22 protein-coding genes are annotated in these 24,766 nt (G+C 61.9%); 15 read left to right on the top strand and 7 right to left on the bottom strand.

Annotation, left to right across the window (positions count from 1 at the left end; translation table 11 throughout):
• Nucleotides 1–4: 4 nt before the first annotated feature.
• Nucleotides 5–1,060 carry a ParB/RepB/Spo0J family partition protein gene (locus B0G69_RS18115; protein ID WP_121319772.1) on the bottom strand — a complete coding sequence of 352 codons (1,056 nt, stop codon included), beginning with the start codon at nucleotides 1,058–1,060 and terminating at the stop codon, nucleotides 5–7.
• Between the two features lie 25 nt (nucleotides 1,061–1,085).
• Complete coding sequence (gene parA, locus B0G69_RS18110) at nucleotides 1,086–1,748, bottom strand: ParA family partition ATPase (RefSeq protein WP_121319770.1); 663 nt, start codon at nucleotides 1,746–1,748, stop codon at nucleotides 1,086–1,088.
• A gap of 1,330 nt (nucleotides 1,749–3,078) precedes the next feature.
• Between parA and arsC the strand changes: the two genes are divergently transcribed.
• Entirely contained in the window at nucleotides 3,079–3,438 is a 360-nt protein-coding gene (arsC, locus tag B0G69_RS18105) for an arsenate reductase (glutaredoxin) (RefSeq protein WP_121319768.1), read from the top strand.
• 85 nt (nucleotides 3,439–3,523) lie between these two features.
• Here the strand turns inward: arsC and B0G69_RS18100 are convergent, their stop codons facing one another.
• The gene (locus B0G69_RS18100) at nucleotides 3,524–4,507 is read right to left on the bottom strand and encodes a sulfonate ABC transporter substrate-binding protein (RefSeq protein WP_121319766.1); all 984 of its coding nucleotides are present in this window, start codon (nucleotides 4,505–4,507) and stop codon (nucleotides 3,524–3,526) included.
• A 222-nt stretch (nucleotides 4,508–4,729) separates the two neighbouring features.
• On the opposite strand from B0G69_RS18100, the gene B0G69_RS18095 reads away from it, so the two are divergent.
• The 3 genes from B0G69_RS18095 to B0G69_RS42750 all read left to right on the top strand — a co-directional run bounded on the left by B0G69_RS18095 (nucleotide 4,730) and on the right by B0G69_RS42750 (nucleotide 7,093).
• On the top strand, nucleotides 4,730–6,106 hold the full coding sequence (locus B0G69_RS18095; protein WP_121319764.1) for a gluconate:H+ symporter: 1,377 nt from the start codon (nucleotides 4,730–4,732) through the stop codon (nucleotides 6,104–6,106).
• A 136-nt stretch (nucleotides 6,107–6,242) separates the two neighbouring features.
• Nucleotides 6,243–6,533, top strand: coding sequence for a DUF1272 domain-containing protein (locus B0G69_RS18090; RefSeq protein WP_121319762.1), 291 nt, complete (start codon nucleotides 6,243–6,245; stop codon nucleotides 6,531–6,533).
• Between the two features lie 428 nt (nucleotides 6,534–6,961).
• Complete coding sequence (locus tag B0G69_RS42750) at nucleotides 6,962–7,093, top strand: hypothetical protein (protein WP_277873549.1); 132 nt, start codon at nucleotides 6,962–6,964, stop codon at nucleotides 7,091–7,093.
• Nucleotides 7,094–7,427: 334 nt separating this feature from the next.
• Here B0G69_RS42750 and B0G69_RS18085 read toward each other — a convergent pair whose 3' ends face one another.
• Nucleotides 7,428–7,634 carry a hypothetical protein gene (locus B0G69_RS18085; RefSeq protein ID WP_121319760.1) on the bottom strand — a complete coding sequence of 69 codons (207 nt, stop codon included), beginning with the start codon at nucleotides 7,632–7,634 and terminating at the stop codon, nucleotides 7,428–7,430.
• A gap of 457 nt (nucleotides 7,635–8,091) precedes the next feature.
• Between B0G69_RS18085 and B0G69_RS18080 the strand changes: the two genes are divergently transcribed.
• Nucleotides 8,092–8,646, top strand: a complete 555-nt coding sequence (locus B0G69_RS18080) for an NAD(P)H-dependent oxidoreductase (protein ID WP_121319758.1) — start codon at nucleotides 8,092–8,094, stop codon at nucleotides 8,644–8,646.
• A gap of 103 nt (nucleotides 8,647–8,749) precedes the next feature.
• On the opposite strand, the gene B0G69_RS18075 is transcribed toward B0G69_RS18080, so the two are convergent.
• Together B0G69_RS18075 and B0G69_RS18070 are read right to left on the bottom strand one after the other, a co-directional pair.
• Entirely contained in the window at nucleotides 8,750–9,772 is a 1,023-nt protein-coding gene (locus tag B0G69_RS18075) for a hypothetical protein (RefSeq protein ID WP_121319756.1), read from the bottom strand.
• 229 nt (nucleotides 9,773–10,001) lie between these two features.
• The gene (locus B0G69_RS18070; RefSeq protein WP_121319754.1) at nucleotides 10,002–12,296 is read right to left on the bottom strand and encodes a hybrid sensor histidine kinase/response regulator; all 2,295 of its coding nucleotides are present in this window, start codon (nucleotides 12,294–12,296) and stop codon (nucleotides 10,002–10,004) included.
• 686 nt (nucleotides 12,297–12,982) lie between these two features.
• On the opposite strand from B0G69_RS18070, the gene B0G69_RS18065 reads away from it, so the two are divergent.
• The 9 genes from B0G69_RS18065 (at nucleotide 12,983) to B0G69_RS18025 (ending at nucleotide 21,880) form a co-directional block, all read left to right on the top strand.
• Nucleotides 12,983–13,351 carry a response regulator gene (locus tag B0G69_RS18065; RefSeq protein WP_121319752.1) on the top strand — a complete coding sequence of 123 codons (369 nt, stop codon included), beginning with the start codon at nucleotides 12,983–12,985 and terminating at the stop codon, nucleotides 13,349–13,351.
• A complete protein-coding gene (locus B0G69_RS18060) occupies nucleotides 13,344–13,967 on the top strand; it encodes a chemotaxis protein CheC (RefSeq protein ID WP_121319750.1) in 624 nt (207 codons plus the stop codon). Before B0G69_RS18065 ends, B0G69_RS18060 begins: the two co-directional genes overlap by 8 nt.
• Nucleotides 13,964–14,902 (top strand): diguanylate cyclase, encoded by a 939-nt coding sequence (locus B0G69_RS18055; protein WP_121319749.1) that lies wholly within the window; start codon nucleotides 13,964–13,966, stop codon nucleotides 14,900–14,902. The genes B0G69_RS18060 and B0G69_RS18055 overlap by 4 nt, the downstream gene beginning before the upstream one ends.
• Nucleotides 14,903–15,106: 204 nt before the next feature.
• On the top strand, nucleotides 15,107–15,955 hold the full coding sequence (hpnD, locus tag B0G69_RS18050) for a presqualene diphosphate synthase HpnD (RefSeq protein WP_121319747.1): 849 nt from the start codon (nucleotides 15,107–15,109) through the stop codon (nucleotides 15,953–15,955).
• 4 nt (nucleotides 15,956–15,959) lie between these two features.
• Nucleotides 15,960–17,228, top strand: a complete 1,269-nt coding sequence (gene hpnE, locus B0G69_RS18045) for a hydroxysqualene dehydroxylase HpnE (protein WP_121319745.1) — start codon at nucleotides 15,960–15,962, stop codon at nucleotides 17,226–17,228.
• Complete coding sequence (gene shc / locus B0G69_RS18040) at nucleotides 17,225–19,276, top strand: squalene--hopene cyclase (RefSeq protein ID WP_121319743.1); 2,052 nt, start codon at nucleotides 17,225–17,227, stop codon at nucleotides 19,274–19,276. Before hpnE ends, shc begins: the two co-directional genes overlap by 4 nt.
• 3 nt (nucleotides 19,277–19,279) lie before the next feature.
• Nucleotides 19,280–20,014 carry a phosphorylase gene (locus tag B0G69_RS18035; RefSeq protein ID WP_121319741.1) on the top strand — a complete coding sequence of 245 codons (735 nt, stop codon included), beginning with the start codon at nucleotides 19,280–19,282 and terminating at the stop codon, nucleotides 20,012–20,014.
• Between the two features lie 66 nt (nucleotides 20,015–20,080).
• Nucleotides 20,081–20,935, top strand: coding sequence for a fumarylacetoacetate hydrolase family protein (locus tag B0G69_RS18030; RefSeq protein WP_121319739.1), 855 nt, complete (start codon nucleotides 20,081–20,083; stop codon nucleotides 20,933–20,935).
• Between the two features lie 3 nt (nucleotides 20,936–20,938).
• Entirely contained in the window at nucleotides 20,939–21,880 is a 942-nt protein-coding gene (locus tag B0G69_RS18025) for an NAD-dependent epimerase/dehydratase family protein (protein WP_121319737.1), read from the top strand.
• A gap of 1,035 nt (nucleotides 21,881–22,915) precedes the next feature.
• Here B0G69_RS18025 and B0G69_RS18015 read toward each other — a convergent pair.
• Nucleotides 22,916–23,572 carry a TetR/AcrR family transcriptional regulator gene (locus B0G69_RS18015; protein WP_121319733.1) on the bottom strand — a complete coding sequence of 219 codons (657 nt, stop codon included), beginning with the start codon at nucleotides 23,570–23,572 and terminating at the stop codon, nucleotides 22,916–22,918.
• Between the two features lie 221 nt (nucleotides 23,573–23,793).
• On the opposite strand from B0G69_RS18015, the gene B0G69_RS18010 reads away from it, so the two are divergent.
• Nucleotides 23,794–24,588, top strand: a complete 795-nt coding sequence (locus B0G69_RS18010) for an SDR family NAD(P)-dependent oxidoreductase (protein ID WP_121319731.1) — start codon at nucleotides 23,794–23,796, stop codon at nucleotides 24,586–24,588.
• The last annotated feature ends 178 nt before the right edge of the window (nucleotides 24,589–24,766 follow it).

The raw sequence follows: 24,766 nt of genomic DNA, 5'->3' as shown, positions 1-24,766 counted from the left end.
TCTCTTACTTCAGCATCTTTTCAATTTGCCGCAGGATGTCATCACGCTTCTCACGCGTGAGCCCCTTCAGGCGCAGTTCGATTCGATCATCCCCATACGATTTGAGATCGCCCACCGACACGCCCTCGAGTTTGATTTCCAGACGCTGCGCGTAGCGTTGTCGACCTGCCGGTTTGACGCTTTCCTGCGCGCTCACCCTGCCCTTCACGATATCCGCGACTTGCCGCGTGCTCAGGTCGTCGGAGAGGATCTTGTTGATCAACCGCAGTGTTGCGTCGGCACCCCGGGCGGTGTGGTATCGACCCACCTGATACGCCATGTTGGACCCGAAGCGGTCAGGACGCGCGACCATCTCATGCATGACGGGCTCAGGCAACTTGGCGATGGACAATGCGACCGCGACAGTCGATTCGTCCAGGCCGAGATGTTCTGCAAGCTCCTTTTGGCTCTGGAAATGACGATCGTCAAGAAAGCGTTTCCAGACCACTGCATTGTCGAAGACCGTCTGCGAATCGCGTTGGACGTTGAGGTCGTAGCCCAGCTTGTAGCTCTGAATCCCGATTGGCAGATCGATGACGATCGCCTTCACGGATTCCTTGTTCGCCTCTTTCAGTGCGCGCACACGTCGACCGCCATCGCTGACAAAGTAGGTGCCCGGACTGTCGTAATCGGGAATGACGTGAATCGCCTGCTGCTGGCCCTGCTTGGCGAGATTGACAGCAAGGTCCGCAATCGACGACTTAAGGTAGAAGTGCCGGGGATTGAACGGGCTAGGCTTGATGCTTTTCAGCGCAAGCTCGATGACCTGATTGGGTTTGTACCCGTGTTCGATTCTCCACGCCCGGTAGGCGGCCGATTCATTGGCAGTATCGACGGTATCGGTTTCCGGGACGTTTGGCGCCGCCGTGGTGGACACTAGGCGCGCCGCGGCTTCACTGTTCCCGGGGCTATTCTTGACGAGGCCGTCGATCGCATTCAGACGGTCGAGCGCGGTTCGCTTTTCGCTGCTGGTCGTATCAGGACGTGCTTGAAAGCCTTTGGCGAATTGGGAGGGTTTCATTCAGGGTCCTTTATGCGCATAAATTTCACGGGAGCAAGGCGGCGATCTCGTTCGCGCACGCCCGTACTTCCAGGGCGGCAAGCTTGGCGCCCCGGTCGTTCATCTGAAGTACCGTCTGCCCTAACGCCATGGCCTGCTTGTAGGCTTCACGTGTCGGAATCTGGGTCTTGAGCAGAGGAAAGCCGAGTTCTTCCAACGCACGCTTCAGTTCGCGCGTCAGCATCCGTTTCTCTTCGGTCTTGTTGAGTAGAAAGACTGCGCGCAGGTCCTCGTTCATTACCTGGGCTTGCTGGACAAGCTTGACCAATCCGATGCTCGACCAGTAGTCGGCGGGCGATGACGATGTGGGAATGACTGCAACGCTCGCTGCAAGCAGGACGACCCCAGAGACCTTTTCGGTAATGGACGGCGGGCAGTCGACGACGATGATGTCATAGTCAGCCACGAACTTCTTGATCTCACGATGGATCTGGCTACCTGCTTCCGAGAGGTTGACTACCGGGAAAGGGATGCCGGTGTCGCCGTCTGAAGATGCACTGGCCCAGTGAATCAGTGTGTTCTGACCATCTGCGTCTACGACGAGGACGCGTTTGCCTTTCTCGTGAAACGCGGCGCCGAGATGCATCGCGATTGTGCTCTTCCCGACCCCGCCCTTCTGCTGTGTTACCGCGATGATTTCTGCTGCCAAATTTCACCTCCTCTTTTTTTAGACGCAAATGGATTTTACCTGGATGGATTTCCATTTCAATCATTTTTATGAATTCAAGATAGAAATTGGCCATTGGATATAGGTTTATGCGCATAAAGAGCGTGAAGGCGGGAAAGGCTGTGGGTGCGGCGGTCCGCTGGGTAGACGGACGAGGGTTTGGGAGTGCTTGAACGAAAGAGGCGTGGAGCGTCGTCCGTATCGGCTTCTGAGCGGGGGCTTTGATTTGGTATCTCGCTGCACGCCTCGGGTTGGTGTGGGCATTCTCCCGAAGCCCTCATGGAAGAGTAAGCGCTCAGCAAAGGTGCCTCGCGCGTGACCCATGTTCAGTGGATGATGTGACAGGACTTTATGCGCATAAAGTCTACTGGCGCGAGCGGGCTGGAGGGGCCGGCTGGGGTCGTCCCGACAGCGATTGTGAGAGACAGGGGGCCGGCGGTCGCTTTTCGATCGCAGGAGCGTCCCTGCATGCGCGTGTTGACGGAGATAGAAGATGCATGGGCGATGCCGGCGATGTATGTGAATCTATGGACGGTTTTGGGCTTGCCGCCTCGTGTGAATTGACGGATGGCGTCAGTTCATCTCCTCTCGTAACTGAGAATCGCTGGCGTATTAGAAAAGGGGATGTGATTAAGCTCGAAACTGCGGAATAAAGCGTGCTGGCGATTAGACCGAATGTGAACCTGCCGGGAGATTTTTTCGTGGCTGGAACGGAGTTTTGGGCCGCTTCGGCTGCGTATCACTTGTACTAGCCGGCACTGGACCTATCAGACACCGTCAGCCGAGATGTCGTCTTTCCCAACCAGGTTATGACTCTCCGGGGGCGAGGCAAAGCTCAAGCCTGCGCCCATGGCGCACCGCTTCGCGGCTTCGGGCTTGACCTTTTCCTCTTCCCGGAAGGGCTGCTATCAAGTCGGAAATGACGAAATGAACTGACACTGTCTGTCGAGTCAAGTGCTGCGGTCTACATGTCATTGTCGGCGGCAACAGTTTATGCGCATAAACCACCCTCCCCTCTCATACCATCCCAATAGCTCCCATTCTCCGCCCTCCTGCTTGAACCCGAGCACAAAAGCGACATGAGTAAGACAGAAGAAAACAAACAGCCTCGAAACAATTTCACGCGACCCTACCCTTCCACCTCCAACAAGTAGACCGACTTCTGTAACTGCGAAATTCCTCCCCAACCGCGGCCACTCTCACTTCCCGCCAACCGGATAAGAAACAGATAGGAAGGTTGCCAACGCCCCGCCCTACTTCTACCCGCTAAAATCCCGCACACGCCATCCCAGACTACCAAGCCCTTACTCCCATGATCACGATCTACCACAACCCCCGCTGTTCGAAATCGCGCGCTACCTGCGAACTCATCACCAGCATCTACAACAGCACGAACGAAGTAACTGAAGTCATCGAGTATCTAAATCACCCGCTCACCGTCGCTCAGCTCAAACAACTCAACGCACAACTAGGCTGCACGGTCCGCGAGATGATCCGCGACACGGAAGCCCAATACAAAGAACTGCAACTCGCCGAGACCAACCTGACTGACGCTCAGTTATACGAAGCATTGGCGGCGCACCCCATCCTTTTGCAGCGACCGATCGTCGTGCGAAACGGGCGGGCTGTGATCGGTCGCCCGCCGGAAAACGTTGCCGCGCTATTCGCCTGAGCGTCGAAAGAAAGCCGGCTCGCGTGATACAACAGCGTCGAGCGTCACAAGCCGCAGCACATCAGCGCCCAACCCCGAAAGCAAATTAAGCTTTCCCCGGCAACGCTGCATCCTTCGTGACAATCTTCGTCGGAATGAGGCGCAGCTCGCTGAATGTGTCCGCGATGCGTTGCTGTTCCGCCAGCACGCTCGCATCGATGGGCTTGTAGATATGCGCGTAGTGGCGCAAGCCCGCTTCGATCACACTCGCGTCGAGCCCCTGAATCGGCGCGAGTCGAGCGGCGGCCTCTGCGTAGTGATCACGCACCCACGCTCCCTCTTTGGCGACCTCATCCATCATGATTGCGAGCACCGCGCTGTTTTGCTGCGCGAACGGCCGCGCGCTCAAGAAGAACTGATGGTGGCTCACGATACCGTCGGCATCCGCGAGCAGGCGCGCGTTCGTCTGCCGTTTCGCGGCTTCGAGGAATGGGTCCCAGATGGCCCATGCGTCGATGGCGCCACGTTCAAAGGCCGCCCGTGCATCGGCGGGCGCCAGGTAGACGGGCTGAATCTCGCTGTACTTCACGCCGTTCTTCTGCAACGCGGCGACCAGAAACCAGTGCACGTCCGAGCCTTTGTTCAGCGCGATCTTTTTGCCCTTCAAATCGGCCAATGTTTTGATCGGCGCATCCTGATGCACGAGGATGCCTTCGGCGTGTGGCGTCGGAATTTCATATGCGGTGTAGACGAAGTTCGCCCCCGCGGCCTGCGCGAACACCGGCGGCGCCTCACCGACATAGCCGAAGTCGATTGCGCCGACATTCAGCCCTTCGAGCAATTGCGGGCCAGCCGGAAACTCGGTCCATTTGACGGTGACGCCCTGCGGTGCGAGCCGCTTTTCCAGCGTGCCGTGCGACTTCAGCAACACCAGCGTGTTGGCGGCTTTCTGATAGCCGATGCGAAATTCCTTCGTTTGTGTATCGGCGGCGAAAGCGGAACTGCAAACGACTGGTAACGTGGCGGCGGCGAGCGAAGCGCCTGCGCCGGCAAGAAACGCGCGGCGCGTGAGATGCGAATGACCTGACATGGAAAGGCTCATTAAAAAGACGGCCGCAAAACGGGTCGATTGGCACCGACGATAATTCGTCTGCAAGCCTGGACGAACCGATAAATTCGCATAAGCAAATCACGCAAGCGAGCGAGGCACGTCGAGCGTGACCGCCGGCCTCGCTGCACCGGGCCGTCACCGGCCGCTACAATTTGCCACTCGCGCAAAACCGCGGCTGCGTCATCGACTAAAAGGACCATCGTGCATCTGACGGCAACACTTACTCCGTGGGCATCCCACGACACTCAACTCATTTTGGCGTGTGCGCTGGGGCTCGCACTCATCATCGTTTTCATTAGCGTGCTGAAGCTCGCGCCGTTTCTGTCGATTCTGGTTGGCACGTTTGCGGCGGGTTTTGCCGCCGGCTTGCCGCTCGAAGCGGTCGCGAGCGCATTCAGCAAAGGCGCGGGCGCGTTGCTCGGCGACGTCGGCATCATCATTGCGCTGGGAGCGATGCTCGGTGCGCTGATGGCCGAATCAGGCGCCGCCGACCGGCTCGTGTCGACGATTCTCAAACACTCCACCCCGCGCACATTGCCGTGGATGATGGCCGTGGTCGCGCTGATCATCGGCTTGCCGCTCTTCTTCGAAGTCGGCCTCGTGATGATGGTGCCGATTATCTTCGTCATGGCGCGCCGCTCGCAGCAGCCGATCCTGCGCATCGCGATTCCCGCGCTGGCAGGCATGACCACGTTGCATGCACTGCTGCCGCCGCATCCCGGTCCGCTGATCGCCGTGAGCGCGTTGCATGCCGATCTCGGTCTGACGCTCGGCCTTGGCCTGATCGTCGCGATTCCTGCGGTGATTCTCGCGGGGCCGCTCTACGGCATCTTTCTGTCGAGGCGGATGCATGTCGCCGAGCCGGAAGAGATGGGCAAGCTCTTCAGCGCTCAGCCAAACACCGCCGAGCCGCCGAGTTTCGCCATTTCGCTGATCACGATTCTGCTGCCCGTCGTGCTGATGCTCGGCCGCACCATTGCGAAGCTGTTGCTTCTGCCCGAAACGTTCCTCTTCGACACGCTGAATTTTCTGGGTGAACCGCTGATTGCGCTTGGCCTCACCGTGCTGTTCGCGGTGGTGGCGCTCGGTTGGTCGCGTGGGATGGCGCGTGAGCGCGTCGGCGGGATTTTGCGCAAGAGCCTGCCGCCGATCGCCGCGCTGCTGTTGACCATCGGCGCCGGCGGCGGCCTGAAGCAGGCTCTTGTGGCGGCGGGCATCAGCACGACGATCGGGAAGATCGCGGTCGGCGCGCACATGCCGCTGATTCTGCTGGCCTGGTTGATCGCCGTCGCGCTGCGCCAGGCCACCGGCTCGGCGACCGTCGCAACCACCACCACGGCGGGTATCGTCGCGCCGGTCGTCGCCGGATTAAGCGCGACGCACAACTCGCTAATGGCGCTCGCGATCGGCGCGGGCTCGGTGTTCTTCTGCCACGTGAACGACGCGGGTTTCTGGATGGTGCGCGAATACTTCGGCCTGCAATTGAAACAGACGGTGCTGGTCTGGTCAGTATTGCAGACGATCGTCTCGGTCGTCGGCCTCGCGCTGACGCTCGTATTGTGGACCGCGTTGACGTGACAACGGGATCGGGCCGCGCGGGGCAACGTGCCGACGCTGAGGCCCGGCAGCTTTTCGGGGCGGCCTGGGCCGCTTACACTTGCCGGCAAGCGAGGCGCACCCCGTGCCTCGCGCCCTGAAAAGCGGAGCCACTGCCATGCTCGAACTGAGGCCGTCGTGCGAAGGATGCGGCAAGCCGCTGCCCCCAAACGCGTCCGACGCGATGATCTGCACGTACGAATGTACCTTTTGCGAAGTCTGCGCGCTGACCCGGCTGCGCAACGTTTGTCCGAATTGCGGTGGTAATTTCCAGCATCGGCCGATTCGCACGCGCGCACAGTTGGAGAAACATCCGGCGCGTACTGAACCGCATGTCGGTGCGCTCGATGAGGCATCGCATGCGCGGTTTTTCGAGCGTTATAGGGACACGCCTCCTAACGAGCGCTAAGCATGGCGCGGCCGTGTCGCCCGCTGCCAGTATGTCGACGCGATGGATCAATCATCGGTGGCGCGCGCCCTCTTCCTACCTTCCCGCGTTGCCGATGTTTGACTCTGTGATCGCCAGCAAGGCAACCGGCCGAGCCAGGTTGCATCGGTCACCCAGTGAAATCGCCGCAGAGTTAGAAAAACATTATTGCGTGAATTGAAATCAAGCCGGTTTTCCGCACAATTCATGGCACGACCTGAATCGCGGCCTGCCTGCTGTGGCCTGCCTGCTATATGCGCCGTCAAATCACGCGACAACTGCTTTCAAATTATTTCAGAAACTGAAAAAATGTCTTCCTGTCTTCGGTATTTTTAGGCAGCTACTGAATCGCTATCCTTCAGCCACCGATCGCACCAGATCGCGAACCAACGCTGATGAGGAGTAGCACCATGAAACGCATTCTTTCCGCCCTGATCGCTGCCGTTGCTTTGTTTGCAGCCGCTTCGGGCGCCGCTCACGCTGCCGCTCCGGCACAGTGCAACGGCCCGGCATCGTACTGCAACGTGTTTTTCGGCAACTAAGCGGCGGACGGACGCGACGGACTCCATCTGGAACGCGTTCACTGCCGAGCAGGTTTGCGAAGACAAAAAGAGGGCGCCAAATATGGCGCCCTCTTTGCATTCAAGCTCAATTGTGCGGTGTCGCAATGGCGAGGCACTCCCAAGGCAATGGCAATGGCAATGGCAACGCTCACCTCACCTCACCTCACCTCACCTCACCTCACCTCACCTCACCTCACCTCACCTCACCTCACTTCGCGCTTACCAAACCACGCCGCGCCGGTGAGATGCCACACGCTCAAGCGGCCCTTCGCCCGACTGCCTCTCGCCGACGCGCCCGCCCTGCAAACGACGGCTAAATCTTTCCGCCGCCATCCATCCCACTACCCTTACGCCACACTTCCTTGCCGCGCTCGGATAGCTCACCACTGCTATGCACCTTGTCCGCTTGCGTACCGTCGACGGCCATCTCGCCGCCGGGTTGCTCCTGTGCTCGCTGCTTTTCCTTCTTACGAGCCGCAACCGCTTCATCGTGGGACTTGCCTGCGTAATTCAGACTCATGGCTGTTTCCTCCAGAAAATGCATTCCCGCTATAGCTGAAGCAACGCGTATGCGCGCGTGGCTGCCGGGAGTCGACGCGCGACCGCCATCAGATTCACCCGGCGCCGCGTTCCACGCCAACCGGGTTCGCCGGTCATTTTTGCCAAATGCGACACGTCGCGACCGGCCCACAACCCCGCCACCACATCCTGACCACACATCTGCCTCAAATCGTCCAGTACCGAAGGCATGCTTGATTGACAAGGCAAAAATACCAGTTATCCACAAGGTTATTCAGCGTTTCTGTGGATAACTTTGCGGGTCGCGGGGTTATCCACCGCTCACCTTGCGCGCCGCGTATCGGCACCGATGCAACAGCCGCATTCGCAAGCGTCTTCGTCCACAACTGCCCATCTATTGCCTATCATGGACAGTCCGTACCTTTCTGCGCATAAAGCGCCAATCAAGGAAGCGAACCATGGCCCATCACATTGCAGTCGTCGTCGGCAGCCTGCGCCGGGACTCTTTCAACCGGCAACTCGCGCAAGCCGTGATTTCTCTCGCGCCGGCCGATTTCTCCTTCGAGTTCATCGACATTGGCTCGTTGCCGCTCTACAGCCAGGAGTACGACGCCGATTATCCCGAAGCCGGTAAGCAGTTGAAGCAGCGTGTCGAAGCCGCCGACGGGCTGCTGTTCGTCACACCCGAATACAATCGCTCCATCCCCGGCGTGCTGAAGAACGCGATCGATTGGGCCTCGCGCCCGTGGGGCACGAACTCATGGGCTAACAAGCCCGGCGCGGTGATCGGCACGTCGCTCGGTGCCACCGGCACGGCGCTCGCGCAACAACATTTGCGCAACGTGCTCGCGTATCTCGACGTCGCGACCTTGGGTCAGCCCGAGGTGTTTATCAAGCACGACGCGGCGGTCATCAACGAAAAAGGCGAGATCCTGAACGACGGCACGCGCAAATTTCTGCAGACTTTCGTCGACCGTTACGTCGCGTGGGTCAAGCAGCACACGGCGGCCTGACAGATTCTCGCGTGGCGAGCGCCAATGGCTCGCCACTTCCGCCACACCAGACCCAACGTGGGCAAGGCGGCTGCCATCGCCCAACCAGCCGCCGCCGCAACGTTCAGACGTGGTGATGCCCGGTCACCCGTTCCCATCCGTGACGCACCGCCAGCTTGAAACGCTCCCAGGTACTGTCCGGAGATGTCGTTTCCCAATGACGCCGGGCTTCCGGCTCGATGTCGTCCCACGGACGGTCCCGAAACCGCGCGTCGCTGCCGATTTCCGCGCCGTAGCGATACGCCGGCACATAGTCTTCGTATCGCGCATTTTCAGACGCGTATTGCTCGTCATAGTGCGAGCGGAAATCTTCTTCGTATTCCAGATATTCGTTCGGCATCTGCCCGCCCAGACCAGCGGTCGGCTGCCCCGCTTCGGAGACAACCTCCGAGGGCTGCATGACCGCGCCTGAGCCCGGCATGGAGCCGGCTGCGATTGCGCTGCGACCCACGTCACCGACCAAGGGATCGCGAACCGGCTCATTCACCGGATCGACGGTGGGCCGCTCGCTGAGTGGCGGCGGCACGAATGGCTCGGCGCCCGTGCTTCCCGGCGGCGCGGTGTACAGAGGATCGGCGGTAGCGGCCGGCCGCGTGCTCGCGTCGGGCGTGGTCGTCGTGGCCGCAGACGGCGCGCTCGACGTCCGCGGCGTGCCCGGCGTCACGGCGCCAATGCCCAGTTCGTCGAGCACCGAATGCTCGCGTCGGCTTGAAGATTGCGTTTCCCAATCCGGCAGACGTTCGCCGATGTCGGTCGCGCCCAGCCTCGTCAGCGTGCTGCGGGCGAGTTCGGCGTGCGACTCGCTCGTTGCGTTGACGCACACCAGCACGGCGCCGCGACGCACGGCCTCGGCGTAGCGCGCCGCGTCCGGGGCGCGCGAGCCGGTGGAGAACAGGCTCGACAGGAAGCGCTCGATATTGGCCAGCATGCCGGCGCCGGCGACTTCGTCGGTTGCCGAGCCGACCGATGGTTCCGGGTTCGCCTGCAACTCGATGGATTCGCGTGCGAAACCGGTCTGCACGAGCGTGTCGCGAGCGCTTTCCGCTTGCATGTAGGTGTCGAATAAACCAATCACGGTATGTTGCATGGCAGTCTCCCGACGTATTGAGGCGGAGGGGCGGCGCTGGAGCAAACCGCCCGCTTCTCCTGTCTGTCCGCAACGATCATGCCGGGACCAGCCCAGTGCCCCCGCCTACTCCGAGTGCCTGCCCGCGCGCCCGTCGACGCGGGATTCATGCGTAAAGGCACGGCGGGACATCGCCACGCTTTTACAACTGTCGGTAAATGGCGCGCGGGGCCGATCAGGCGACTCGCCTCTACTGCTGCGCGGGGTGCTCCGCCGGATCGGAGCCCGTTTGCGCCAGATCGCGCTGGATCGTTTCCAGCAGCTTTTCCAGCAAGCCGATATCGAATGGCTTGGACAACACCCGCGCGTCCACACGCCGCGCCCGGTCGAGTTCCTCCGCGTAACCGGTGACGAGGATCACCGGCAGTTTGGTGTCGAAGGCCAGAACCGCCTCGGCCAGATCGATGCCGTTCAGCTTGCCAGGCATGTGAATGTCCGACAGCACGAGATCGAACGGCAGCGGCTCGCCGGTGCGCGCGCGCCGCGCATGCGCATCGTCGAACAGACGCAGCGCCGTGTCGGCGTTGAAGACGCACGTGACCTGGTGGCCCATCATCTGCAGCAGCGCTTCAGTGCCGGCGGCCACTTCCTCGTTGTCCTCGACCAGCAGGATGCGCAACCCTTGCGGAGCACTGCTCTCCTCGGCGCCCGCTTCCGCCGGCATCGTGATCTCGGGTTCGGCCGCGGCGCGCGGCAAATAGAGGCGCACCGACGTGCCCGCACCGACCGCGCTGTCGATCGCCGCGAGGCCGCCCGAGCTCTCGCAGAACGCGAAAACCTGTGGCAAGCCGAGGCCGGTACCCATGCCCTTCGGCTTGGTCGTGAAAAGCGGTTCGAACGCGCGGGCGAGCACCTCGGGCGCCATGCCGACGCCGGTATCTTCGAGCGAGAGTTGCACGAAGTCACCGGTCAGCGGAAAACCGTCCTCGTGACGGAACACGATGTTGGTGGCCCGCACGGTGAAGCGCCCACCATTGGGCATGGCGTCGCGCGCGTTCACCGCAATGTTGATCAGCGCCAGTTCGAGCTCCGCCACGTCGACGCGCGTCGGCCAGGTGTCGGCGCCGGGATCGATCACGAGCGACACCTTCGCGCCGAGCGACGCGCGCAGCAACTCGCGGCACGTCGGCAGCCATTGTTCGAGCAACAACGTCTCGGTGCGCAGCGGCTGCTTGCGCGCGACGCCGAGCAATTGCCGGGTCAGCGACTGGCCGCTCTTGAGCGCCCGCTCCATCGCCGACAATTCGCGCTCGAGGCCGTCCACGCCGCGCCGCCGCACGATCTGCACGTTGGACGAGAGGATCATCAGCAGGTTGTTGAAGTCGTGCGCGACGCTGCCGACCAGCGTGCCGAGCGCCTCCATTTTGCGCGACTGGCGATACGCGGATTCGATCGAGCGGCGCATCGACGCTTCGGCCTGCCAGCGCTCCCACGCTTCCTCCTCCGCGCCGAGGCGCCGCAGCGACAGCCAGATCACGCACCACAGCGCGATCGACGGCGTGAACATCGACAGGATCAGGACGCTCAGGTGCCGGTACCACGCGGCCCAGATCGCCGACGTGCGGTAACCGCACAGCACGTACACCGGATACGCGCCGACATGCCGGAACGCGAGGATCAGCGTGTCGCCGTCGAGGTTCGAGCGCATGCGCACGACGCCGGCCCGCCGCCCTTGCGCAACGGCTTCGGCGAACGGCGAATTGGACGCCATGGCCGCGGCTTCGCGCGGCGTGCGCGGAAAATGTGCGAGAACCGCGCCGTCGGTGCGCACGAGAGTCATGATCATCGGTGTGCTGTTGCTGCCCCCGAGCAGTTCGCGGTAGAACGCATCGAAGTAGCTCGGCCGCAGCGCCACCGAGACCACGCCGGCGAACGAACCGTCGGCGGCGCGCCGCTCCACGCCCATGTTGAACACCTGTTCGCCGGCGACGTGCCCCGTCATCACCTTCGACACCTGCTCGCGCGCGTTGCCGTCGCGAATGCCGACGAAGTCGTCGCGCATGCCGATCGACAGCACCGGCGACGGATAGTAACGGCTGCTCGCGAGCAGCGCCCCTTCGCTCCCGAAGATCGACACGGCGGCCACCTGCGGGTAGCCGCCGCCCATCGTGCGGAGCTTCTCGTGAATCTCGGCTTCGCGGGCGCGGATGCCGTCGTCGTCGAGACCTTCGGTCAGATCGATGATGCGCGCGTCGAGCGTCTCGTTCATGTCGAACACTTTCAGCGCGTGCTCTTCGGCGACGCGCACCGTGCGCAGCGTCATGTCGGTGGCGTCGGCCTCGCGCGTGCGCAGATCGCTGAGCGCCATCGCGGCGACGTACGCGCACGGCAGCAGGATCGCCGCGACCAGCAGCGCGATCAACGTGATGCGGCGCACTTGGAAATTCTGTTCCGGCACGGCGGGGAACGATGCGTCCTCCCGCGGCTTCGCGGAATGGGGGGAAAGGCGGCCTGCGCGAGGTGGGTCGAACGGGTCTGGTGTCATTTTTCGATCATGCCAAAGTCGTTCGCGTCCAGGGAGCCTGCACCGTCGGCTTCATAGCAGAAGCATAGACATAGCGCGGCGCCGGACGTTACCGTTGAAGAACGCGGCCGCCGGGTCTTGCGCTTATTTGTCTGCTGGTTAAACAGCGACGAATCCAGAAGCGCAAACGTATCAAAAAGTATAAATATAAAATAAATCGGCATCATCCTATATAAACATTTTTATAAAAAGCACCAGTGAGGAATATCTCATTACAGTATGCGATTTCGGTGAGTTGCCTTTACGCGAATTTGCTCCGAAAATCGCGTCACGATAAATATTCGTCTGCCATGTTCGGACGTATAGGCCGTGAGGGCACCCAGTCCATGCATACCATGCAGGGATCAAGGCGTTCGCGGCGCGACGCGCGGCCAAGGGAGCAGCCTGATCCATCGAGCCGCACAGATTGATCTACGGGGTAGGCTCGAACATGCCGGTCATTGCCGTCGTCCACGGTGCGCGCTCGCATTTATGCAGGCGAACCGGATTCTCCAAACGCGCGTCGCCGCGCACGCTCCCCGCTCGCTCGCAACCTGCGTTTTCGCGGGCTTCACCGCACTTTGCCGTGGGTCGACAGACCTCGCGCTAAAGAAACCGCCTCTACGCGCCGTTATGCGTAAGAGATCATTTCGCTTTTCGACCCGCCCATGCCCTTGTCCATTGTGATCGCCGACGATTCGTTGCTTGCCCGCAAGGTGCTCACCAAGGCATTGCCGCCGGACTGGGATGTCGACGTGTCCTACGCATCGAACGGGCGCGAGGCGCTCGGTCTGTATCGCGAGGGCAAGGCGTCGGTGATGTTCCTCGACCTGACGATGCCGGACATGACCGGCTACCAGGTGCTGGAAGCGTTGCAGCATGAGGATCTGAACACCTTCGTGATCGTCGTCTCCGCCGATGTTCAACCGATGGCCCAGGCGCGCGTGCGTGCGCTCGGCGCCGCCGCGTTCATCGCCAAGCCCGTGACGCCCGAGGCGGTACTGCCCATCCTCAAGGAGTACGGGTTGTATGTCTGAGCCAGTCCTCACCGAAGATCAGCGCGACGCGCTGCAGGAGATCGCCAACCTGGCGATGGGCCAGGCCGCGACGCGGCTCGCGCGGCTGCTCGATTCGTTCATCGAATTGTCCGTGCCGCGCGTGCGAATGGTGGCGCTCAGCGAGGCGGCGGAGGCGCTGCGCGAGATGACCGGGATTGACGACACGGTGAGCGCGGTGCGCCAGGGCTTTCGCTCCGACATCAAGGGCGAGGCGCTGGTGATCTGCCGCAGCGACAGCATCGCGCAGCTATGCTCGCTCGTCAGCGATCCGTATGCGCGTTCGAGCTACGAGGCGGTGAGCCAGAAAGAACTGATCCTCGACGTCGCCAACGTGCTGACGGGCGCATGCGTGTCGTCGATTCTCGACCAGCTCGGCCGCACACCGGTGTTTTCCGCGCCAGGGGTGCTCGGCGAAATGATGACGCTCGACGAGGTCTTTCAGCCCAGCGTGCTGCAGTGGCAGGTCGCGCTGCTCGTCGAAGTGAATTTCGCGCTGGAGGATCAGAGCTTCCGCGCGCACCTGGTCATGCTGATGGCCGAAGAATCGATTCGCCACATGAACGGAGCGCTCGACGCGCTGTTGTCCAGCCTATGAATGTAACCGTGGATTCGTTGAGCGACCTGGTGGTCGAACGTGTCGGCTTTGGCATCTTCGTGCTCGACCGCGAGATGAACGTGCTCATGTGGAACCGCTTCATGCAGGACCACAGTGGTCTGTCGCCCGAACAGGTGGTCGGCAAGTCGTTGTTCACGCACTTTCCGGAGCTGCCGCGCGTGTGGTTGTCGCGCAAGATCGAAAGCGTGTTTCAGCTCGGCAGTTTTGCGTTCAGTTCGTGGGAGCAGCGGCCGTATCTGTTCCGGTTCGACCATGACCGCCCGATCACCGGCGGGGTCGATTTCATGCAGCAGGACTGCACGTTCATGCCGCTCACGCGCGATCGCGAAGTGGTCGCCGTGTGCGTGACGATCTCGGACGTCACGCACGTGAGCATCGTGCAGCGCGAGCGGGAAGAGGCGGTCGCCAAGTTGCAGGAGTACGCGGACCGTGACGGGCTGACGGGCATCGCCAATCGCCGTTTCTTCGAAGCGCGTCTGCTCGATGAATTCACGCGCTGGCAGCGCTATGGCGGCGACATGTCGATGCTGCTGTTCGATCTCGATCACTTCAAGAAGATCAACGATCAGTTCGGTCACGGCGTCGGCGATACGGTGTTGCGCGTGATGGCGCAGCGCGTCGCCGAGGTGGTGCGGGCGCAGGACACCTTCGGGCGTTTCGGCGGCGAGGAGTTTGCATTGCTGCTGCCCTGCACGCCGCTCGACGACGCGATGCGCGTCGCCGACAAGATCCGCTCGGTGATCGCCGACACGCCGGTCGAAGTGCAGGGCACGAGCGTGCCGGTGACCGCGAGCGTCGGCGGCGCGGCGGCGCGCCACGGCGTGCCGGCGTACGACGTGCTGATCAACGAGGCCGATGCGGCGTTGTATAGCGCGAAGCGGCAAGGACGCAACCGCTCGGTCGCGTTCGGCTGAGGGCGCCTCGCGGCCGCTCCACCCTTCCCGCCCTTAATTCGCCGGCAAACTGCGGCCTATCGCAAACGTTGTTATACTTTTCGCCGTTTCCGGCATCCCGGCCGGCTGTTTCGCGCGTGTCCGCGCGCGCGGGCTACCTGCCCTGCGGGCAAGCATAAAACCTCTTTGATCGCCTTTCAGCGGGCGCCTCCTGCGGAGATCGTCTTGGCTGTTTCCAATCTTGTCGTGGACGATACAGAAATCGACGCCGCTGCCGCCACGTCCGGCAGCTCGTTCTATCTCGCCATGCGCATCCTGCCGGCTGCGCAGCGCGATGCGATGTATCAGGTCTACGCCTTCTGCCGCGCTGTCGACGATATCGCCGACAGCGACATGCCGCGCGCCGAACGCGCCGCCGCGCTCGCAGGCTGGCGCGCCGACATCGATGCGTGCTACGCGGGCGCGCCGCGCGCATCGCTGCGCGCGCTGACGCGGCACATTCATACGTTTCACCTGCAGCGCGAAGATTTTCACGCGATGATCGACGGCATGGCGATGGATGCGGCCGCCGACATCTGCGCCCCCGACGAAGCCACGCTCGACCTCTACTGCGACCGCGTCGCCAGCGCGGCGGGCCGTCTATCGGTGAGAATATTCGGGATGCAGGAAGAGCCCGGCCGTTTGCTCGCGCACCATCTGGGCCGGGCGCTGCAACTGACCAACATCCTGCGCGATATCGACGAAGACGCCGGTATCAACCGCTGCTACCTGCCGCATGAACTGCTGGCGCGCGAAGGTATCGCAGTGACGAACCCCATGCTGATCGCGGACGATCCGTCGCTGCCGCGCGTGTGCGCCACGCTCGCCGAGCGCGCGCAGCAACACTTCGCCGCGTCCGACGCCATCATGGATCGCGAGCCGCGCAATCAGGTGAAGGCGCCGCGCATCATGTCGGGTGTCTATCGCCTGCTGCTCGAACGCACGCTGGAACGGGGCTTCGACATTCCGCGTACGAAGGTCAGCAAGCCGAAGCTGCGCATGCTGTGGATCGTCGCGCGTTACGCGCTCTCCTGAACTGATGCCGAAGCTCGTACATGTGGTCGGTGCGGGCCTCGCGGGCCTCGCCGCCGCAGTGCAGTTGCAGCGGCGCGGCGCGCGAGTCGTGCTGCATGAAGCGGCGCCCCAGGCAGGCGGCCGCTGCCGTTCGTACTACGACGCGCGGCTGGGCACGACCATCGACAGCGGCAATCACGTCGTGCTCTCAGGCAATACCGCGACGCTCAACTATCTGCGGGCGATCGGTGCCGCCGACGAACTGGTCGGCCCGTCGCAAGCCGAGTTTCCGTTCATGGATCTCGCTACGCGGGCGCGCTGGACCGTGCGCCTGTCGCCGGGACACGTGCCCTGGTGGATCTTGGACCCGAACGCGCGCGTGCCGAACACCGGTCCGGGCGACTATCTCTCGCTCGTGCCGCTGCTGTTCGCCAAACCGGGCCGCAACCTTGCGCAGACCATGCGCTGCAACGGCCCGCTGTGGGACCGTCTGCTGAGACCGCTGTTTCATGCGATGCTGAATCTGGAGCCGCGCGATTCATCGGCGGAACTGACCGGCGCTATGGTGCGCGAGACCGTGCTGGCCGGCGGCCTCGCATGCCGGCCGCTGATCGCGCGCAACGGTTTGGGCAGCGCGTTCGTCGATCCCGCGTTGCGTTTGCTGCAGCATGGCGGCGCGACCATCAAGCTGGGCTCGCGGCTGACGGACATTGTCTTGAGCGCCAACGGTGCTCGCGTGCAGGCGTTGAATTTCGCCGACGAAAGCGTCGCGCTCGAAGCGAACCACGCGGTGATCCTTGCCCTGCCACCGGAGGTCGCGCCGGGCGTCGTGCCGGGTCTGCGCGCGCCGAGCCGTTTCGCGGCGAGCGTCAACGTGCATTTCGCGGTCGAGCCGCCGTTCGGTTTGCCGCCGATCACCACGCTGCTCAACGCGACGGCCGCATGGTTGTTCGCGTTCGACGGGCGCCTGTCGGTCACGCTCAACGAGGCCGAGCGGCTGCTCGACATGCCGCACGAAGCGCTCGCGAGCACCGTCTGGGCCGACGTGGCGCGGGCCGTCGATCTGCCCGCCACGCCGCTGCCGGCCTGGCAGGTCGTGATGGAAAAACGCGCGACGTTTGCCGCGCTGCCGGAGCAGGAAACGCTGCGTCCGGGCACGCGCACTCGCTGGAACAACCTGACGCTCGCGGGCGACTGGACGGCCACTGGCCTGCCCGCGACGATTGAAGGCGCGATCCGCTCCGGCCAGAAGGCTGCGGATACGTTGCTGAACGAACCGATGGAACGCCGATGAACGATTTATCTCAAGCCCAGCCGCTGGACGACGTCCTGCCCGAACTCGCCGACCCGGCGCTGAATCTGCCGAATGTGCTGGCTGTCGACACGCAAGCGAACGACGCGCCGCTGGCGTCGAGCGCATCGCTCGACGCGGCGATCACGCGCGCGACCGATGCGATCCTCGCCGCGCAACGGCCGGACGGCCACTGGGTCTACGAGCTCGAAGCCGACGCGACGATCCCCGCCGAATACGTGCTGCTGGTTCACTATCTCGGCGAAACGCCGAACCTCGAACTCGAGCAGAAGATCGCGCGCTATCTGCGCCGCATCCAGTTGCCCAATGGCGGCTGGCCGCTGTTCACCGACGGCGCGCTCGACATCAGCGCGAGCGTGAAGGCGTACTTCGCGCTGAAGATGATCGGCGACCCGGCCGACGCCGAACACATGGTCCGCGCGCGCGAAGCGATTCTCGCCCACGGCGGCGCGGAAAACGTCAACGTCTTCACGCGGATTCTGCTCGCGCTGTTCGGCGTGGTGTCGTGGCGCGCGGTGCCGATGATGCCCGTCGAGATCATGCTGTTGCCGATGTGGTTCCCGTTCCATCTGTCGAAGGTGTCGTATTGGGCACGTACGGTCATCGTGCCGCTGCTGGTGCTCAACGCGAAGCGCCCGCTCGCGCGCAATCCGCGTAAGGTGCGCATCGACGAGGTGTTCCGCGGCGCGCCGGTCAACACGGGCATGAACGACCGCGCGCCGCATCAGCATGCCGGCTGGTTCGGCTTTTTCCGCGGCGTGGACGCGCTGCTGCGCACGGTCGACGGCCTGTTCCCGAAGGCCATCCGCGAGCGCGCGGTGCGCGCGGCGGTGGCCTTTGTCGACGAACGGCTGAACGGCGAAGACGGCCTCGGCGCGATTTTCCCCGCGATGGCGAACTCGGTGATGATGTACGACGTGCTGGGCTACCCGGCCGATCACCCGAATCGCACAATCGCTCGTCAGTCGATCGAGAAGCTGCTCGTTATCAAGGATGACGAAGCATATTGCCAGCCGTGTCTGTCGCCTGTGTGGGACACGTCGCTCGTCGCGCACGCGTTGCTCGAAACCGGCGAAGCGCATGCCGAGCAGGCGGCCGAACGCGGGCTCGCGTGGCTGCGTCCTTTGCAGATTCTCGACGTGCGCGGCGACTGGATCTCGCGCCGCCCGAACGTGCGGCCTGGCGGCTGGGCGTTCCAGTACAACAATGCGCACTACCCGGATGTCGACGATACGGCGGTGGTCGTGATGGCGATGCAGCGCTCGGCGGCAATCACGCAGTCCACGGCCGATCGCCAGGCCATTGCGCGCGCACGCGAGTGGGTGGTCGGCATGCAGAGCAGCGACGGCGGCTGGGGCGCGTTCGAGCCGGAGAACACCCAGTACTACCTGAACAACATTCCGTTCTCCGATCACGGCGCATTGCTCGATCCGCCGACTGCTGACGTGTCCGGCCGGTGTCTGTCGATGCTCGCGCAACTCGGTGAATTGCCGCAGAACAGCGAGCCGGCGCAACGCGCGTTCGCTTACATGTTGCAGGAGCAGGAGCCTGACGGCAGCTGGTACGGCCGTTGGGGCCTGAATTACATCTACGGCACCTGGACCGCGCTGTGTTCGCTGAACGCCGCGGGCATGTCGCACGACGATCCGCGCATCAAACGCGCGGCGCAGTGGCTGCTGTCGATCCAGAATCCGGACGGCGGCTGGGGCGAGGGCGGCGAAAGCTACAAGCTCGACTATCGCGGCTATGAGCGCGCGCCGAGCACGGCATCGCAGACCGCGTGGGCGCTGATGGGCCTGATGGCGGCGGGCGAGGTCAATCACGAAGCGGTCGCGCGTGGGGTCGATTACTTGCAGCGCGAACAGCGCGAGCATGGCCTGTGGGACGAAACGCGCTTCACCGCGACGGGCTTTCCGCGCGTGTTCTATTTGCGCTACCACGGCTATCGCAAGTTCTTCCCGCTGTGGGCGTTGGCGCGGTTCCGTCATCTGAAGCGCAACGGGCTCACGCGCGTCGCGGTCGGGATGTAACGGATGCCGCTTTCGGTAACACCGTCAGCCGGTGCCGACCCCAGCAGCTTGCCAGTGATCGTGGTGACGGGCATGGCGTTCGAAGCGCGGATCGCGCGCGGCGAGGGCGTCGAAGTGGTCTACGCGGCGCGCGCCGATCTGCTCGAGCGCGCGCTGAACGCGGCGGTCGCGCGCGGCTGTTCGGGCATCGTCAGTTTCGGGACGGCGGGTGGGCTGGCGCCGGACCTGGAACCGGGCTCGCTGATCGTCGCGAACGCGGTCGAGGGACCGTTTGGGCGGCACGAAACCGACCGGCAATGGGCGGACAGGCTCGCCGCCGCGATGATGGCAGGGCCACTCGCGGGGCGTTTGCAGCGTGGTCTGACGGCAGCGGTCGCCGCGCCGTTGGTATCGGCTGACGACAAACGCGCGCTGCATCGCTCGACCGGTGCGTTGGCGGTGGATATGGAATCGCACATCGCCGGCGCGATGGCCGCTGCGCAAGGGGTGCCGTTTGCCGTGTGCCGCGCGATCGTCGATCCGGCCTGGCGCACGCTGCCTTCCGCCGCGACGGCCGGTCTGCGAGATGACGGCAGCACGGCGCTCGGGCCGATTCTGCGGGAACTGTTGCGGCAGCCGTCGCAGCTAGGCGGCCTGATTCAGGTTGCCGTCGACGCCCGCGCCGCGCGGACTTCGCTGATCCAGGCGCGCCGGGCCATGGGCGAGGCTGGGGCGTTGCGGATCGCCGCTGTCGTTTGAAGACGGTGCACCCCGTTGCGTTGCCGTGCTCCGGAGGGTTCTCCTCGGCAATTAATTCAGTAACTATTGAAAGCGCTCGAATCAGGCAATTGCCCCGGGGCGCGTCCTTTCATCCATTCGGAGTTCGCCGCACCTTTGCCGCGTACGTTTCAGTGGTGCGACGCCTCGGCTTTCCTGAATCATGGGCGTCTGATGGAGAAAGCGTTCAACACGCCGCCCATTCCCGACTTCGACACGGTTCCCGTCATGTACCAGGGCGCCTCGGATGATTTCCTCGGACCCAGTGACGACGTCCTTCTCCCATCCGAAGAGGATGGAATCGATTTTGAGGGAGAGTTCGGCGTCATCCTGGCGGAAACGCCCATGGGCGTCGACACCGTCAGCGCGCTGGAATTCGTTCGTCTTGTCGTCCAAATCAATGACTGGAGCCTGCGGCGGTTCGGGCCCCGGGAGATGGCAACGGGTTTCGGCTTCCTGCAGGCGAAGCCGTCAACCAGCTTTGCTCCAGTTGCAGTGACCCCCGATACCTTGGGGCCCGCCTGGAAAGATGGACGTGTGGCAATGAATCTGCATGTCTCATGGAACGGCGACTGGGTTGGTCACCCGCATGGAAGCGAGATGAACTTCAGCTTCGGCGAACTGATTGCACATGCCGCAAAGACTCGCAAACTTTCGGCGGGAACCATCATTGGGTCGGGCACCGTCTCGAATGCTGCGCGCGCTAACGGCTCTGCGTGCATCGCCGAGCGACGCGTGATTGAGATGATTGACAGTGGAGCCGCCAAAACCCATTTCATGAATTTTGATGACCGCGTGTTGATGGAAGCCCGCTTTCGGGAAGACACCCCCGGACCTTTCGGCGTCATCGACCAACAGGTCTGGCGCGCTCGTTCGAACCAGCGAGTGACGCGGAACAAATAGACTATGCACATTCTTATAACTGGAGCCGGCGGCTTTGTAGGCAGCGCACTGTCCGAAAAATTGTTGTCCGATGCGACGCTAGCTCATGCGCGCATTACTCTGCTCGACATGTCAGTCGAGGCGACCTCTCATCCGAACGTTCGAGTTATCAACGGGTCGCTTTCGGACGAGGCCGTTCTACGTGAATCGTTCAAAGATTCCGTGGATACGGTATATCACCTCGCCAGCGTCCCGGGCGGCACGGCGGAGCGAGACCCCGCATTGGGGAGCAGCGTCAACCTTTACGGGACGCTGAAACTCATCGACAAGAGCGCCGCGCAAGCTAATCCCCCGAGGTTTGTGTATGCAAGCAGCATCGCGTTTTACGGCGAGACACTTCCGTCGCCGATGAACGAAGATGTCTCGGCACAACCCGCGACATCCTACGGAACGCACAAACTCATCACCGAAATCGCACTTGCTGACGCTATTCGCAGGGGAACGCTAACCGGATGCTCGTTGCGCTTGCCTGGCGTCGTCGCTCGTCCGCCGGGCCCATCTGGACTCGTGTCCGCCTTTATGAGCGACGTATTCTGGGCACTCCGCGACGGTCGGCGTATCACCATTCCGGTATCCAGAGAGGCAACTGGCTGGTGGATTTCGCGAGAGCGGTGCGTAGACAACCTGATTCACGCCGGCACAGCAGACACTTCCACCCTGCGTGCCTCCACGTATCAGATGCCCGTTCTGCAGCTGTCTATCAAGCAGGTTCTGGACGCGCTTTCGACGCATTTCAATGCCGACTGGTCCGATTTGGTGACGTTCGAACCAAATCCGCGAGTCGAGGCGCTCTTTGGCTCCTACCCGGCGCTCGGCACTCCGGAGGCAGAATCTGCGGGTTTTCGGAACGACGGAACGGTTCAGCAGCTTCTGGCGAGAATTGTCGGACAACGTGACTGTCAGTGACATCGACGCACTACAAGGGTGCCGCGCGACCGCTCCTCGAACCCCGACCGTCTAAAGGCGTAGCTTGATGCGGTGGATACGGCACGCTTTCCGTATGCCGGAAATGCCAAGCGCATTTTCTTAAGTCAAACGAGGTTGTTGCCGATATATATGGTGGCGTATTCAATGGACCACGAGCATGGCAATTTCAAGCAAACAACCCCGTATCCGAGTTCATCATGTGCTGATGTCCCGTGTCAAATATCGGTTGCTGCGCGACGATGTCGTTGCTCGCATGAGAACACTGTCCGCGACGCTTACCTCGAAGCGGGAGAGGACGTCGGCGGCGACATTTTGCCCGAGCACCTATGGCAGCAGGCCATAGGCGCGTCGCGACATGGTTGCCAACGGTGAACTGCTTTCAGAAACCGACTTCCGACAACGCCTCGGCCTAACTCAGCGGCGCCTTAGCGCACTGCTCGCAGACGGCGGCATCTTTACGATGGCGGTCGACAACGTGGAGCATTACCCCGCACTGCTCGCAGCCCCAGCACTTGAACGCACCCGACTGCAGGCAATCTGCCGCATCCTTGGTCCCGCTCCGCCGGGTCGCGCCTAAATTTCCTGTCGTCGAAGCGAGGAAGCTTGAGTGACCGAAGTCCTGTCGACCTGCTCGATGCTCACGATGATTTCAAACGGCTGCGACAAGCGGCTGCAGCATGGGCGAGCGAGTGGTCGCGTACCACAGTAAAAGGCTACGAAGGCACACACGAAACCGAGCCCGCCGGTGTCACGTCGCTGTACACCGCTATCGTTGAAATCGACCCGCGCCGGCCGTTAGCTATGCGCGTTTGCTGGAAAAAATGCCGCTAGCCATCCGGATTCTTCCTATGAACCTTGAAGGCTACGGCGCGGTATCGATGTACTGGCATGCTCCGGGTGTGGCGCGTCCGGCAGTCCAAATGGCCATTCAAAGCTTACGAGAGTCGGCTACGCCGACTGTTGGAGGATGGACGGTCTCATAGCCATCGTACTCAAGCACCTAGGTGCGACCGCCTACGCCATATCCTGTGCAAGTTCCACCCATTGCGATTTGATAGGCGCCTTCAAGGTCATTGGGTGGGCTTGACCAAACTTCGAGCGTCGAAGGAACACGAGCAGTCCCTGCCAGTGTGAGTATATGAGCGCCGCACGAACCCAACTTTCCTCCACGGTCAGCTTTGGATTGATTTGTCCGACGAGGTCGCTGAAGAGAGAGTGATAACTCTCGCTTACCTTCTCCATGATTTGTCGCATCCATTCGTGCTGTTCGGCTAGCGACCAGCACTCAAGAGCGAATGGACTGACCAGGGTCTCAGGGTCAGTGAACGTCTCAAAAGTATGGTCGACCAGCGCTTCCAGACGGCCTGTCGGTGTCAAACTCGAGTCGGAGACGAGTGCATGGGAAAACGCCAGGTACCGTCGCGAGCTTTCCTCTATGGTCGCCTTCAACAGCGTGTCGCGGCTGTCGAAATAGTGCTGGAGTGTGCCCAACTGGATACCAGCCTCTGAGGCAATGCGCCGTTGGGTGAACCCGTTGTCGCCGCTCTTGGCAAAGACACGTATCGCCACATCCAGAATTTCGGGAATTCGGGTCGTTCGATTGCCTCGGCGCTTCACCGCCTCGGTCCGAGTTCGTGGTTGACTGCGAACAGAAGGTGTAAGAGTAGTCATCTAGCGTAATTCTCAAAAAAAACCAGTCACGCGAACAATTATACTAGGTGGACAGGGACCCTGTTTTTTTACGTAAAAACAATGAATTAGGAGGGGCTAACGAGGACATACGAGTTTTCACCTACCGGATTTTCGTTGCAAACCAGTCAGATGACTTGTTAGTATTGGTCACGTGACTGGTTGTGGGCAAAGCATAGACGCTCCTACGTCCGGCCACAGCAATGTTCTTTTCCTATGGATATCGCAACGTGGACAAAAGACCTGAAGACCGAATCGCCGTTGTCACTGGCGCGGCGCGCTCGCTGGGCTACGGAATCGCAACCCAGCTTCACAGCGATGGCTTCACTATCGTGATGCTGGACCGTGACTCGAGCGTCATAGACGTTGCAGCCGAGTTGGGGCGCGACGGGGCGAAGGTAAAGGGGCTGGTCGCCGACCTTGCAGACGAGCAACAGGTCACTGATTTAGTTAACTCGGTTGAGGGAGAGTTCGGTGGATGCGATGTGTTGGTGAACAACGCAGGCATTAACCTGGATAAGCCCGATGGCTCAAAGTTCTTCATTGAAGAAGTCGCTGATGAGAGCTGGGAGCTCATGATGCGCGTGAACTTGCGTGCGCCGTTTCTGCTTTGCAGAGGATTTATCCCTGGAATGAAGCAGCGCAGATGGGGGCGCATTGTGAACGTGACGTCGCGAGCAGGGCGCACCTATGTCGCAGCGAGCAACGTTCACTATTCCGCGGCCAAGGCGGGTCTGATTGGCATGACGCGGATGCTGGCGGGTGAGTGCGGGACCTATGGGATTACCGCGAACTGCATTGCTCCGGGTCGCATTGAGTCGGCCATCTCTTCCCGCCAATCCGCAGAAATAATCGCCGATTCTATGAAGGGGATTCCTGTTGGGCGCATTGGGACGCCAGCAGAAGTCGGCTCAACGGTTAGCTTCCTTGCATCGGATGGCGCTGCATTTATAACGGGCGCCACGGTTGATGTCAACGGTGGCGCCTTCATGGGCTAGCTAGGATTGAGACAATCTGATTGCCGGGTATGGCTGCAAGCAAAGGCGGTTATCCCTGATGCAACCGCGCAATGATGCCATTCTAGAAATGTAACGTAGTACAACTAAATTTCCCCCGTCTTCTCTTTCATGGAATACGAGAACAGGGCTTTTTCAGATGCCTAACGCAAAAAGCTGG

The sequence above is a fragment of the Paraburkholderia sp. RAU2J genome, assembly GCF_003634845.1.
Classification (GTDB): domain Bacteria; phylum Pseudomonadota; class Gammaproteobacteria; order Burkholderiales; family Burkholderiaceae; genus Paraburkholderia; species Paraburkholderia fynbosensis.
The sequence above is the reverse complement of the archived record's forward strand: the minus strand, read 5'-3'. Positions and strand labels throughout refer to the sequence as shown.